This window comes from Aeromonas sp. FDAARGOS 1408 (genome assembly GCF_019048665.1).
Classification (GTDB): Bacteria; Pseudomonadota; Gammaproteobacteria; order Enterobacterales; family Aeromonadaceae; genus Aeromonas; species Aeromonas dhakensis.
Genome location: NZ_CP077394.1, coordinates 594,487 through 607,715, shown reverse-complemented (window position 1 = coordinate 607,715; position 13,229 = coordinate 594,487). Strand labels below are relative to the sequence as shown.

The 13,229-nt window shown below is 62.3% G+C and carries 14 protein-coding genes; 9 read left to right on the top strand and 5 right to left on the bottom strand.

All coding sequences use genetic code 11. From position 1 onward, the window contains the following. Window positions 1-52 precede the first annotated feature (52 nt). Entirely contained in the window at window positions 53-817 is a 765-nt protein-coding gene (gene cysZ / locus I6L38_RS03075; protein WP_043170786.1) for a sulfate transporter CysZ, read from the top strand. Between the two features lie 134 nt (window positions 818-951). Beyond that, window positions 952-1,566, top strand: coding sequence for a trimeric intracellular cation channel family protein (locus I6L38_RS03070; protein ID WP_005303366.1), 615 nt, complete (start codon window positions 952-954; stop codon window positions 1,564-1,566). 93 nt (window positions 1,567-1,659) lie between these two features. Here I6L38_RS03070 and I6L38_RS03065 read toward each other — a convergent pair whose 3' ends face one another. From I6L38_RS03065 to I6L38_RS03050, 4 genes are all read right to left on the bottom strand, one after another. Beyond that, window positions 1,660-1,911, bottom strand: coding sequence for a hypothetical protein (locus I6L38_RS03065; protein ID WP_005303367.1), 252 nt, complete (start codon window positions 1,909-1,911; stop codon window positions 1,660-1,662). Window positions 1,912-2,003: 92 nt separating this feature from the next. Beyond that, the gene (locus I6L38_RS03060) at window positions 2,004-2,549 is read right to left on the bottom strand and encodes a DUF882 domain-containing protein (protein WP_005303369.1); all 546 of its coding nucleotides are present in this window, start codon (window positions 2,547-2,549) and stop codon (window positions 2,004-2,006) included. A 150-nt stretch (window positions 2,550-2,699) separates the two neighbouring features. Continuing rightward, a complete protein-coding gene (locus tag I6L38_RS03055) occupies window positions 2,700-4,184 on the bottom strand; it encodes a murein L,D-transpeptidase (RefSeq protein WP_042049738.1) in 1,485 nt (494 codons plus the stop codon). An 81-nt stretch (window positions 4,185-4,265) separates the two neighbouring features. Continuing rightward, complete coding sequence (locus I6L38_RS03050; RefSeq protein ID WP_043170788.1) at window positions 4,266-5,036, bottom strand: ABC transporter substrate-binding protein; 771 nt, start codon at window positions 5,034-5,036, stop codon at window positions 4,266-4,268. A 315-nt stretch (window positions 5,037-5,351) separates the two neighbouring features. Here I6L38_RS03050 and I6L38_RS03045 point away from each other — a divergent pair, with 315 nt between their 5' ends. The 5 genes from I6L38_RS03045 to I6L38_RS03025 all read left to right on the top strand — a co-directional run bounded on the left by I6L38_RS03045 (window position 5,352) and on the right by I6L38_RS03025 (window position 10,863). After that, complete coding sequence (locus tag I6L38_RS03045) at window positions 5,352-5,897, top strand: hypothetical protein (RefSeq protein WP_005303374.1); 546 nt, start codon at window positions 5,352-5,354, stop codon at window positions 5,895-5,897. Window positions 5,898-5,953: 56 nt separating this feature from the next. Further along, a complete protein-coding gene (locus I6L38_RS03040; RefSeq protein WP_043170789.1) occupies window positions 5,954-7,015 on the top strand; it encodes a glycosyltransferase family 2 protein in 1,062 nt (353 codons plus the stop codon). After that, window positions 7,012-7,383 (top strand): GtrA family protein, encoded by a 372-nt coding sequence (locus I6L38_RS03035; protein WP_005303379.1) that lies wholly within the window; start codon window positions 7,012-7,014, stop codon window positions 7,381-7,383. The genes I6L38_RS03040 and I6L38_RS03035 overlap by 4 nt, the downstream gene beginning before the upstream one ends. Next, complete coding sequence (locus I6L38_RS03030) at window positions 7,383-8,546, top strand: membrane protein (protein ID WP_043170790.1); 1,164 nt, start codon at window positions 7,383-7,385, stop codon at window positions 8,544-8,546. The genes I6L38_RS03035 and I6L38_RS03030 overlap by 1 nt, the downstream gene beginning before the upstream one ends. A gap of 208 nt (window positions 8,547-8,754) precedes the next feature. Further along, window positions 8,755-10,863: an alpha-amylase gene (locus I6L38_RS03025; protein ID WP_216989128.1), complete on the top strand. Its 2,109-nt coding sequence runs from the start codon at window positions 8,755-8,757 to the stop codon at window positions 10,861-10,863. A 106-nt stretch (window positions 10,864-10,969) separates the two neighbouring features. Here the strand turns inward: I6L38_RS03025 and I6L38_RS03020 are convergent, their stop codons facing one another. Then, the gene (locus I6L38_RS03020) at window positions 10,970-11,596 is read right to left on the bottom strand and encodes a glutathione S-transferase (protein ID WP_017784008.1); all 627 of its coding nucleotides are present in this window, start codon (window positions 11,594-11,596) and stop codon (window positions 10,970-10,972) included. A gap of 158 nt (window positions 11,597-11,754) precedes the next feature. Between I6L38_RS03020 and I6L38_RS03015 the strand changes: the two genes are divergently transcribed. Next, window positions 11,755-12,399: a response regulator transcription factor gene (locus tag I6L38_RS03015; RefSeq protein ID WP_005303387.1), complete on the top strand. Its 645-nt coding sequence runs from the start codon at window positions 11,755-11,757 to the stop codon at window positions 12,397-12,399. Between the two features lie 204 nt (window positions 12,400-12,603). Beyond that, window positions 12,604-13,185, top strand: coding sequence for a TetR/AcrR family transcriptional regulator (locus I6L38_RS03010; RefSeq protein ID WP_017408581.1), 582 nt, complete (start codon window positions 12,604-12,606; stop codon window positions 13,183-13,185). The last annotated feature ends 44 nt before the right edge of the window (window positions 13,186-13,229 follow it).

Below are 13,229 nucleotides of genomic sequence, written 5' to 3'. Positions count from 1 at the left end.
AAAAGCTTGTTTGTAATATGCTGGCAGTTTCCCATGAACAGATGGAGCTCCGATGAGCCACTCCCCCCGTATGGTAAAAGACTCGATCAGCGGTGCAGACTACTTTCTGCGCGGCTTCTCCCTCATTCGCCAGCCCGGCATCCGCACCTTCGTGCTGATCCCCCTGCTGGTCAACTTCGTGCTGTTTGCCGGAGCCTTCTACGCCCTGCTGCTGCAGCTGGATGGCCTGTTCGGCTGGCTGCACCAGCAGATCCCGAGCTGGCTCGACTGGCTGGACTACCTGCTCTGGCCCATCGCCCTCATCACCATCCTGGTGGTCTTCTCCTTCCTGTTCAGCTCGGTGGCCAACTGGATAGCCGCCCCCTTCAACGGCCTGCTGGCGGAGAAGGTGGAGCAGGCGCTCACTGGCGAGGCCGCCAACGACACCGGCATGCTGGACATCGTCAAGGATGTGCCACGCACCTTCGGCCGCGAGTGGATCAAGCTCAAATACTACCTGCCCAAGGCCATCGGCTGCCTGATCCTGTTCCTCATTCCGGTGGTGGGCCAGACCCTGGCGCCTGTGCTCTGGTTCCTGTTCAGCGCCTGGATGATGGCAATCCAGTATGTCGACTATCCGTTCGACAATCACAAGATCGACTTCATCACCATGCGCGACGCCCTCAAGCAGCGCCGCGGCAAGTGCCTGAGCTTCGGCGCCCTGGTCACCCTCTTCTCCGCCATCCCGGTGGTGAACCTGTTCGTGATGCCGGTCGCCATCTGCGGCGCCACCGCCATGTGGGTCGATCACTACCGCAGCGAACAGCTCAAGCGCTGACCCGGACAAGCATGATGAAAAATGGGGGCGAAAGCCCCCTTTTCATTACTTAATCTAATGCATATATGAGTTTGCTTGTCCCGCCAGCGCTAGATTGTTAGGATGCGAGCCTTTCTCGCACCCTGGGATATCTCATGTTACATGCACTCTTCTTGCTGGGCCTGGTGGCCGAAGGGATGACAGGCGCGCTGGCCGCGGGCCGGCGACGGATGGACTTGTTCGGCGTGGTGATCATCGCCTCGGCGACGGCCATCGGTGGCGGCACCATCCGCGACGTACTGTTGGGCCATTACCCCCTGCTCTGGGTCGAACACCCGGAGTATGTGCTGCTGGTCGCCGGCGCGGCCATGGCCGGCGTCATCTCGGCACCGCTGATGCGCTATCTCGGCAAGCTGTTCATGGCACTCGATGCCCTGGGGCTGGTGGTCTTCTCCATCTTCGGTGCGGCAAGGGCGCTGGAGATGGGTCACGGCGCCGGCATCGCCTGCATCATGGCGGTGGTGACGGGGGCCTTCGGCGGCGTGCTCAGGGATCTGCTCTGCCAGCGCATTCCGCTGGTGTTTCGCCGCGAGCTCTATGCCGCCATCTCGCTGGTGACCGCCGCCCTCTACTGCCTGGCGCTGGATCAGGGCCTGCCCAACGACTGGGCCGCCTTCGGTGCCATCGGCATCGGCTTCGTGCTGCGCCTGCTGGCGGTGCGCTTCAAGTGGGGGCTGCCCACCTTTCACTATCAGTACGCCGCACACTGAGCGCGCCAGCTTCTGGCGAGCCGGTACGGATAACAGCCAACAAAAAAGCGCCGGTCAGGCGCTTTTTTGTTGAGCAAGGGGGCAGCAACTGCCTCAGTTGATCCCTTCCGAGCTGAAGAAGGTCGCCTTGTCGGCGATGAAACGGATCTTGATGTTCTTGCCCTCGTCGCCCCAGATGCAGCTGGTGGTGCCCAGCGCATCGTCACAACGCTCGGCCTTGCCGAGGATGCTGCTCGCCTCGGCGTAGCTGATCCCCATCTTGAGCTTGTCGTAGTTTTCGCGGTTGAGCTTGCCACAACCGGTCAGCAGCAGGGCAATCAGCCCGCCAAGCAAAATATGTTTCATCTGGTTCTCCTCTGCATGGTGTCCAGAGCCTACCAGCTCGGCCACCCCGCTGACCAGTCACCCGCCGGGCAGGTACGGCCAGCAAACCGCCGTTACCAGCTGCGCACGGGCCCGGTGTCGAGGTGCACGAAGTTGTCGCTCGGGTAGTAACCGACGCCGCCCACCTTGAGATGGAGCGCCGCCTTGCGCAGGTGCGCCAGCTGTACCCCGGGGATCCGCACGTCCACCGCCTGCCCCAGGGTGTGGTAGCTGTGCTTGGCTACCCCGCGGCTGCGACTGCGCTTCTGGCGATTGGTCACGGGGGAGCGATAGCCCGAGATGAGCTGGATTTCGCCGTGGCGACCCAGCTTGTGCTGCAGCAGGTAGAGCTGGTCGAACAGCTTCCTGTCGATGTTGAACACTTCGTTGCGACGGTAGTCGCGAAAGATGTGGTTGAGCTCGGCCAGCCCGTCTTTCAGATAGCGGCCATCTTCCCAGTAACTGGTGCGCACCCGCTCACCGGTATTGAGATTGAAGAAGCTGAGTTCACGTCCCGCCGTACTGCGGCTCGCCATGGCGGGGAAGGACAACAGCGAGCCCCCCAGCAGGCAACCGGCACCCAGCAGCAGGCGACGTCGGCTTATCTCTTGATCAAGCATCCCTTGTCCGTCCATCGCAATGTTGAGGTGAAACCGTTGAATGAATTTGATACAGGCGCTTGAAACTACCCGCCGAGCCGGCCGCTGTCAAACCGCAAGGTGCCATGAAAAAGCCCGGCGCAGGCCGGGCTTTTCACTCTGTGGCGAGGATCACAGCAGGCGACTCTGGTAGCTGACTCGATCAAATCCATAGATGTCGTTGCGCAGTTGCTGACGTCCCTCCTCGTCGATCCAGCTGCTCCAGTAGACGGTGAACACCGGGATCGGAGTGGTCAGCGGCAGCCACTTGGTCTGGCTCTCTTTCAGGATGCTGGCCACCTTGTCGGGCTGGTAGCGGGAGTCCGCCAGCAGCAGCTCGGCCAGATCGTCGGCGTGCTCCACCCGGATGCAACCCGAACTGAATGCGCGCGCACCCTGCTCGAACAGCGCCTTGCGCGGAGTGGAGTGCAGGTAGATCGCCTCGTTGTTGGGCAGATAGAACTTGTAGCGACCCAGTGCATTGTGATCACCCGGCTTTTGCCGCAGACGATAGGGGAAACCGGACGCCAGTGCCTGCTGCCAGCCCTCTTCGGTGAACTGCACCGGATTGCCTTCGCCGTCGATCACCTCGAACTGCTCGCGATTGAGGTAGGCGGGGTCGCGCCCCAGCTTGGGCAGAATGTCCTTGCTCAGGATGGAGCGCGGCACGTGCCAGGCCGGGTTGAGCACGATGGAGCGGATCTCGCTGGCGAGGATCGGGGTAGCCCGCTGCTCCTTGCCCACGATCACCCGGCTGGTGAATACCTCGTTGCCGGACTCCACCACGCTCAGCCGATAGTCGGGGATGTTGACCAGCACGTAGCGGGCACCGGAGAGCTGATCCACCAGATCGCGTCGCCACAGGTTGCGCAGCAGCAGGCTGGCGCGCACCTCGGGCCCGGTGTTGAGCCAGCTGCGGGTCTGCCGGCCTATGATGCCGTCGGCGGTCAGGCCGTGGCGGCGCTGGAACTGCTTGACCGCCTGCAGGGTGTCGTCGTCGTAGGTGGCGTCGTCATGGCGCGGGGCCGTGTCGCCCAGCTCGTTGAGGATGGAGCGGATCTGGCCCAGCTCCGGGGAAACCTCGCCGGCTCGCAGGGTCGGCATGGTCAGGGTCGGCCACTTCTTGGCCATGGGCAGCGCCAGCAGCTTGCGCACTTCCTCGCGCACCGCCTCGTATTCCGCGACCTGGGGTCTGAGCTGCTTGACCTGTTCCAGCAGGTTGTCGCCGGCCGGCTCGTGAGCCAGCGGCTTGTTCAGATTGAGTTTGAGGGTCTGCATCTGCTCGCGGGAGACCAGATCCATGGCGCGCCATGCCTGCTGGAACCGGGCCAGCTTGCCAAACGCCTCGTCATAGAGGGCGCCGCGCTGATCTGACGGCTTGGCCTGCAGCTTCTTCCAGAGCGTATAGAAATCCGGGTGCAGCTGGGCCAGCACGGCCTCCTGCAGTTGCTGCTCCAGCTCTTGCCTGGCCTGCTCCGCCGTCCGGTTCTGATACCAGTCGTGCTGCTCCGCCGCATTGCTCACCACCACCTGGCCTTCGCTGGCCTGTGCCATGGCCGCTGGCCAGCAGCCCAGCCAGATCAGGTTTGCCAATGCCAGCCAATACTTCTTCCCCATGCTTACCTCAAGATAGGTTCACTTCAATCCGTCAGACCCGGCGGTCAAGGCGCTCATCATGCGTGAATGCCCGCGACTTTGCTAGCCGGCGGGCGCATAGCGCCGCCAGATAATGTCATACTCATTTGTTGCTTTAAACTTGGCCAGCTCGCGATTGAACTCCCGCACGAATTCGGGAGACAACCGTTTCTTGCTGAACATGAAAAAGGTCGGTGCTTCATATACGGCCATGGCATGGGGGACGATCAGATCGCTCAGCCCCTCCTTCTTCAAGCCCCAGGGGGTGGCCAGCACATCGCCGAGGAAACCGTCGATGCGTCCCAACACCAGCTTGCCGTAGTTTTGCTCGTCGTTGACCACGCTCACCTGGGCGGCATAACGGCGCAGCAGCTCGCTGATCTCGGCGCCGTAGTAGTAGTCCTTGGTGACCCCCAGGGTATGCCCGTCGGCCAGCCAACTCGCCAGATCGGTGTCGGAATAGGCGTCTGACTTGCGGATCCAGAGCACGCTGCGGCCCGGATTGTAGGCATCGGAAAACCAGGCATAACGGGCACGATCCTCGTTGAAGTAGGCCTCCATGGCAATGTCGACCGACCCCAGCGCCAGACCGTGCAACACCCGTTTCCAGGGCATCTCCACATAGCTGGCCTTGCAATCCAGTCGTTTGAGCATGGCGTTGAGCGCCTCGATGGCAAAGCCCTGCAGCTCTTTCTTGCCGGCCGCGGACTCGAGGTAATAGTGATAGGGCGGCCAGTTGTCATAACCGATCCGCAAGGGAGCAGGGCACAGCGCATTTGCCGATACCAGCGGTGTCAGCAACCAGAGCATCCAGCAGCAGAGTTTCAGCTTCATGGGTCATCCTTGACGGCGTATCAGCTCATCATAAATCGGCCTCGGCAAAATGGCGACAGATCCTGCCACAGGGATGCAGACCATGATCGGGGCACCGAAAAAGCGGCATCGCCCGAGCAGAAAAGGGGCCCGGCCAGCCCGCCACAACAGGGCCTGGGGGCTAGCTAAAAAGAGGGAGAAGCGACATTTGGAACACCAATCAGAAAGGGGTTAATATGTGACCAAATATATTTTTGTGATCCACTATGCTTTTTTTGCAATTGGATTAGCATATGCGCGAAATCAGCCTACAAACCGTGAGGCGCAGAGAGTGATATGACGTACAAAAAGTTTGGTTTTCTGACCGCCATCATGGCGCTGAGTGGTTTCTATCTCTACACCCTCTATCTGGCCGCCCACCCCAACGTGAGCCTGGCCTACAAGCTCTATTACCTGGAAGGCAAGACCCGCTTCTGGGAGCACAACTCCAGCATGACCTACCAGCCCGGCAACGAGCTCAATCTGACCAAGCCGAGCCGCTTCCTCTCCAGCGAAGGCTGGGCCAAGAAACCGAGCGCGGACGGCACCGAACTGAGCGGCCAGGGTGGCCTCTATTTCGTGCTGCCCAAGCAGCAGGCACAGCCGGAAGAGCTGACCATCCAAGCCCGGGTCAACAGCCCGCAGGCCGGCGCCCTGCTCAAGGTGGCACTGGGTCACGATTTCACTACCACCGTCAAGCTGGCCAAGGCCGGCATCAACGAGATCCGTCTCAGCCTGCCGGGCGAGTCGCTGACCTCGGATCCCAAGCGTCCCAACTTTCTGGCGCTCTCCGCCCCGACACCGCTCAATGTCCAGTCGGTGCGCTTGACCGTCGCCCAGTAAGACGTATTCTCCAATACGCTGTTTTATAAAATAATTTTCCAAATAAGGAAGTTTTCATGTCGCATGCCGATTTTCGACTCTCTCTGATCGTTCCCGTTTACAACGAGGAAGAGAGCATAGATGCCTTCATCAACGCGATAGATAACGAACTGGCGCCGCTCAAGGATCAGCTGGAAATTGTATTCGTCAACGACGGCAGCCGCGACCGCACCCGTGAGGTGGTCGAGCAGGCCATCGCCCGCGACCCGCGCGTCACCCTGGTCAACTTGGCCCGCAACTTCGGCAAGGAAGCGGCCATGACCGCCGGCCTGCATCACGCCAAGGGTGATGCCGTGGTGCCGATGGACGTGGACCTGCAGGATCCGCCCTCGCTCATTCTCGAATTCGTCAAGCTGTGGCAGACCGGCGACTACGACACCGTCTACGGCATCCGGGTGGATCGCAGCGCCGACACCCCGATGAAGCGCCTCACCGCCGGTGGCTTCTACCGCTTCTTCAACGCCCTCTCCACCAGCACCAAGCTGCCGGAGAACGCCGGCGACTTCCGTCTGATCGACCGCAAGGTGGTCGAGGCGATCAAGCAGCTGCCGGAGCGCAACCGCTTCATGAAGGGGCTGTTCGCCTGGGCCGGTTTCCGTGCCGTCGGTGTGCCCTACGAGCGCCCCGCCCGCCACGCCGGCGAGACCAAGTTCAACTACTGGAAGCTGTGGAACTTCGCCCTCGACGGTCTGATGAGCTTCTCCAGCTGGCCGTTGCGGGTATGGAGCTACGTCGGCGTCGGCGTATCCTTCGTCGCCTTCCTCTACATCCTCAAGATCGTCACTCAGGTGGTCTTCTTCGGCATCGACGTGCCGGGTTACGCCTCCCTGATGTCGGTGGTGCTGTTCCTCGGCGGCATCCAGCTGCTGTCGCTCGGCATCATCGGCGAGTACATCGGCCGCATGTTCGTGGAAGTGAAGCAGCGCCCCGTCTACCTCATCGAAGGGGTCTACGGCCAGTATGCCAAGCAGGATGAAGAGCCCAAGCAGGACGCCGCCAGCGGCAGCAAGAAGAGCGCCGGCAAGAAGGCTGCTGCCGCTAAGGCCGCTGATGACCAGCAGGAGCAGGCTTCTCAATGATCTCCCGCGAGGAATTCTGGCGGCTGGTACGTTTCGGGTTTGTCGGCGGGGGGGCCACCCTCGTCGATCTGGGCACCTCCATCGCCCTGTTTCACACCTGGCCCACCATCTCGGAGCACCTGGTGACGACGTTGGCCTTTGCCATCGCGTTCTGGTTCTCCTTCTTCGGTCACCGTTACATCACCTTCCAGAAGCAGGGTGCCGCCAGCAAGTTCCTGCTGGTCGCCCTCTTCTCGCTGGCGGTGCGTAACCTGATATTGAGCGGTCTGCTGTTTGCGGGTCTTTCCGGTCTGTTGCCGGTGGTGATCGCCACCCTGACGGTCACCGTGCTCACCTACCTCCTCTCCAGGATCTGGGTATTTGCCTGATGAATGACATGACTACCACCACTGCCCCCGACCAGGTGGCGCCCTATCGCCCGTCACTTCGCATCAGCGGTCGCGACTGGCTGATGATCATCGCCGCCTTCGTGCTGAGCCGGGTCGCCCTGTACGGCATGGGTTACTTCGGCGTCCAGCTCTACGGCGCCACCGACATAGGCCCGCTGCAGGCCTATTGCCAGTTTGACTGCGTCTGGTTCCAGCGCATCATCGAGAACGGCTACGACCTCTACCCGCGCTGGCTGAGCAAGGGCAACGCGGCCAACTGGGCCTTCATGCCGCTCTACCCGATGATCTCCGGCACCCTCTCCAACCTGCTCAACGTCGAGAGCCTGATCGGCCTGATGCTGGTGGCTAACCTGGCGTTCTTCGCCAGCCTGCCGCTGATGCTGCTGGTGCTGCGCCAACTCAAGCTGGGTGACGATACCGCCCGCTTCGGTGTCTGGCTGCTCGCCTTCTCCCCCTTCTCCGCCTACTTCGTCTCCGGCTATACCGAGTCAATGTTCATGGCGCTGATGCTGGGGATGTTCCTGTTCGCCTATCGCCAGCAGTGGCTGATGGTGGCCCTGCTCGGCGTCTTCATCTCCGCCACCCGCAACCTGGGGGTGATGATGGTGTTCCCGGTGCTGATCCTGGCGCTGCAGGCCTACGGCTGGCGCGAGTTCTTCCGCTTCACCGAGCGCGCCTTCAAGGTGGTGTTCACCCTCTGGATGATCCCGCTCGGCCTGTTCGCCTACATGTTCTATCTCTATCACCTCACCGGTGACGCGCTGGCCTTCAAGCACATCCAGGTGGCCTGGGGCCGTTACATGGACAGCCCGCTGGACTGGTGGCTGAGCGGCTTCGAGCTGGGCGGACGCAAATCCTACCTCTCCATCATGGTGATGTTCGGCTGGGCGCTGAACCTCTATCTGTTCAGCCAGAAGCGCTGGGCCGAGGCGACCCTGATGTTCATCTGCTGCACCATTCCGCTGATGACAGGGCTCAATGCCATGCCGCGCTACATGTTCGGCCTCTATCCGACCATGCTGGCGATCGTGCTGTTGACTCATCGCTGGCCGGCCATTCGCCCGGCCGTGCTCTGCCTGAGCGGCATGGTGGCCTCCTTCATCGCGGTGGCCTTCGTCAACTTCAAGTTCTTCACCGTGTGACGAAGGTGGCAATGCAACAAGCCGGTCTATCGACCGGCTTTTTTTATGGGCACGACACCCCGCTCACACTTTTCCACTCTTGAAAACGTAACCATTTGAACTGATGTCACAAATCGACGGTTTGCCTGTCCAAGCGCGCCCTCATGCCTCCTAGAATGAGCCCCATTGACGGCAATCTGGTCCGCTTAACCCCAGCAAGGAATGGCTTATGCGTCGCACCCCCTCGGTTTCTTCCCTCTGGCTCGCCCTGCTGGCCTGCCCCCTCTTCCTCCCTCAGGCCATGGCCGCCGAGGTGCGCCTCTACGTGGATGACCAGCCGGTCGGCGCGCCGCTGACGCTGGACAAGGGGGCGGTGCAGCTGACCCATCCGCTCACCAAGGGGAGCCACCAGATCCGCATCAGCGACGCGGGCAACAGTTGCGGCACCAGCTTCGGCCCGAGCGAGGCCAAACCGCTCCCCTTCGGCACCGCCCAGCCCATGGACAAGTGCAGCAAGGGGCAGCACTTCAACCTGCGGGTGATGCTGACGGGGGAGTATGAGTTCACCTTCAACCCGGATACCCCCAGCCTCAAGGTGCTGCGTGCCACCAGGAAGAGCGAGTTCAAGCGCCAGCCGCCAGCGGAGCCCTGCATCAGCTGGGATAGCGGCCCGGTGACCGTATCCCTGAAAGGAGTCTGGCCCGACGGCACCCAACTGCGGGATGCCTACTCCGGCCAGCAAGGGGTGGTCAAGGGCGGCAAGCTGACCCTGACGCCGAGTAAAGAGAGCGGTGGCCTACTGCTGCTCGAGCCGGTCAAGGCAGCCAAGTCAGCGCCGTTCAACTGGGATCAGGCGAGCGTCTATTTCCTGCTGACCGACCGCTTCAACAACGGCGATCCCGCCAACGACCACAGCTTCGGGCGCCAGAAAGACGGTCAGGATGAAGTGGCCACTTGGCACGGTGGCGACTTCAAGGGGTTGACCGCCAAGCTCGACTACATCAAGCAGCTCGGCATCAACGCCATCTGGATCACCCCCATGGTGGAGCAGGTGCACGGCTTCATCGGCGGTGGCGAGCAGGGCAACTTCCCCTTCTACGCCTACCACGGCTACTGGGCGCTGGACTTCACCAAGATAGATCCCAACTACGGCGACGAGGAGAGCCTGAAAACCCTGGTGGACGAGGCCCACAAGCGCGGCATGCGCATCATCCTCGACGTGGTGATGAACCACGCAGGCTACGCCACCCTCGCCGACCTGCAAGATCTGGGGCTCACCGATCTGGCCCAAAACACAGCCAAACTACCGACCACCTGGAACCAGTGGCGCCCGAGCGGCGGTCTCAACTGGCATGGCTACAACCAGTTCATCGACTACCAGTCGCCGAAGTGGGACCAGTGGTGGAGCGGTGACTGGGTGCGGGCCGGCCTGCCCGGCTACCCGCAGCCCGGCACAGATGATGTCACCGGCTCGGTGGCGGGGCTGCCGGACTTTCTGACCGAATCCACCAAGCCGGTGGGGCTGCCGCCGCTGCTGGCGGCCAAACAGGACACCAGGGCCAAGCCACTGCCCAACACCACCGTGAGCGACTATCTCATTGCCTGGCACACCGACTGGGTGCGCCGCTTCGGCATCGACGGCTTCAGAGCCGACACCGTCAAACACCTGGAGCCAGAGGTGTGGGCCCGCCTCAAGCAGGCTGGCACCTATGCCCTCAAGGAGTGGAAAGCCGACAACCCGACCAAAAAGCTCGACGACCTGCCCTTCTACATGGTGGGCGAGGTGTGGGATCACGGGGTGGCCAAGGATTTCTGGTATCAAAACGGCTTCGATTCGCTGATCAACTTCGACTATCAGCGCGAGTTCGCCCTGCCCCAGGCCCAGTGCCTGGCCAGCGCCGAGCCCACCTACGCCAGTTATGCCAGCCGCATCAATCAGGATCCCGAGTTCAACGTGCTGAGCTACATCAGTTCCCACGACACCAAGCTGTTCTTCGGCGACTATCAGGACGTGCCGCTGCAGCGCCGGGTCGCCAGCAGCTTCATGCTGCTGCCGGGCGGCATCCAGATCTACTACGGCGATGAGTCCGGCCGCGGGCTCGCCAAGGATGGCGGCGTGTTCGATCAAGGCTTGCGTTCCGACATGAACTGGCAGGAGCTGGCCAATGGCGAGAAAGCCGAGCTGGTCAAGCACTGGCAGCGGCTCGGCCAGTTCCGCGCCGCCCACCCGGCGGTGGCGGCGGGCAGCCACCAGAAACTGGCCGACAGCCCCTATGCCTTCGTGCGGGAGAAGGGAGATGACAAGGTGGTGGTGGTGTTCGCCGGCCGCCAGCCGTAATCCAGCTGAAGGAATCAACCCCAAACAGAGAGGGGAGCCAGTGGCTCCCCTCTCTGTTTACACCAGCCGTTCAGACAAGCTGTTCACTGCGGTTATGCCCGCGGGTTCACTGCGGCTGACGGGCGGCCGCCGGCCACTGCAGACGCGCCTTGACCAGGGTCTGCTGCCACAGCGGCCAGGCCAGCAGCGCCTGCTGATAGGCGCCCGCCTGGCCGGGCAGCTGGATGCCATAGCTCGCCAGCCGGTAAGCCATCACCGCATAGAAGGCATCGAGGATCCCCGCCTCGCCAAAATAGAAAGGGCCTCGCGCCTGGGACCAGATGGTCTGCAGCCGGGCCAGCTCGCCGATGGCCTCCACCGGCGGTTCGCTGCGGGTCGGAGCGCCGAGGAAGAAGGGCAGCAGGGTGCGAATTTGGCGAAAACCGGCGTGCAGCTCGGCGCAGAGGCTGCGGGCCAGCGCCCGCTCGGCCTGTGATCCGGGATAGAGCTGGCGATCGGGGCAGAGCTCGTGGATATATTCGGCGATGGCCAGCGAGTCGTGCACCCGCACACCGTCGTGATCGAGCCAGGGCACCAGGCCGGCGGGGGCCAGCCGCTTGAGCCGCTGCAGCTCCTTGGCATCCTCCAGATCGAACACCTGCTCCTGCCACTCCAGCCCGCTCATGGCCAGCACCAGCGCCGCCCGCATCGCCCAGGTGGAGCCAGTGCCCACCGTCAATACCAGAGATCCCATCTATTGCCTCCTGCATGGGTTGTTCATGACCATCCCATCTGCCCCAATGGCACGACATCCGACGGTCGCTTCACATTTGCGCGCCGGCAGGTTTGACCCTCTCCGGGAGCGGTGCTAGTTTGATTTTCCAAAACAATCAGTTAGCAACAATGTGAGCAATGGACAGCCAATTTACCATCGTCATCGCAGATGACCACCCCCTGTTTCGGGGCGCCCTCTATCAAGCGGTGCACATGGCCATCGACGATGCCCAGCTGCTGGAAGCGGACTCCATCGACAGCCTGGCCCACCTGCTGGGTGAGCACCCGGAAGTCGACCTGCTGCTGCTCGATCTCAAGATGCCGGGGGCCAACGGCTTCTCCGGCCTCGCCCACCTGCGCGGCCAGTATCCCGACCTGCCCATCGTGGTGGTATCCGCTTCGGAAGAGCCCGCCATCATCCAGCAGGTGCTGCGCCTGGGCGCGCTCGGCTTCATCCCAAAATCGGCGCCGATGAAGGAGCTGGTCAACGCCCTCAATACGGTGATCGGGGGTGACAACTGGGTGCCGGCCGGCATCTCGCTCCACCCCGAACCCTGTGAGGGCGCCGATTTTGCCAGCAAGCTGGCCAGCCTCACCCCCCAGCAGTACAAGGTGCTGGTGATGCTGCGCGACGGCAGCCTCAACAAGCAGATCGCCTGGGAGCTCAACGTCTCCGAGGCCACCATCAAGGCCCACATCACCGCCATTTTCAGAAAGCTCGGCGTCAAGAACCGCACCCAGGCGGTCATCGCCCTGCAGCAGATGGATATCAAGGACGACTGAGCCTCTTGCCACCATCAGGATCCACCTCATTCCCATCTTTCAGAAAAACCGGTGTCAAGAACCGCACCTAGGCGGTTATCGCCCTGCAGCAGATGGATATCAAGGACGACTGAGCCCGCCTCATCCTCTCTTGCAGGCCCATTCGCTGCTCGACAAATAGCACGGTCGTACTTTATGCTGCCCCGGTCTATAAAGGAGAGTGTGATGAGCAAGGGCCGGCTGACCCGCGACAACATTTTGCAGACTGCGTTCGAGCAGGCGAGCCAGCAGGGACTGGAGAGCCTCACCATCGGCTCCCTTGCCAGCGCCTGCGAGATGTCGAAAAGCGGCCTGTTCGCCCACTTCCAGTCCCGCGACAACCTGCAGATCGCCGTGCTGGAGTACGCCGCCGAGGTGTTCCGGGAGCGGGTGATCCAGCCGGTGCGCCAGCAGCAGCACGGCAGCCAGCGAGCGAAGCTGACGGCCCTGCTGCAGGCCTGGCTGGCCTGGAACCAGTGCTTCGCCGGCCGCTGCATGTTCCTCGACGCCTGGACCTCGGCCCAGGAGGGGGAGGTGCAGCAGGCCGCCCGCCAGCTGGTGCGCTTCTGGCTCGACTACCTGGCCCGCCAGGTGGTGCAGGGACAGAGCGAGGGCGAGTGGCGCAGCGACATGGATCCCTGGCGCGCCGTCTATCGCCTCTATGGTCTCTATCTGGCGGATCAGGTGTTCAATGCCCTCGATCTGTGTCAGGATCCGGCCCGCCACTTCTGGCCCGAAGTGGAGACGCTGCTGGATGGCTGGCGCTGATGGATTGACCTCTCTTTTTTAAAACCGACAAAAAAGCACGACCG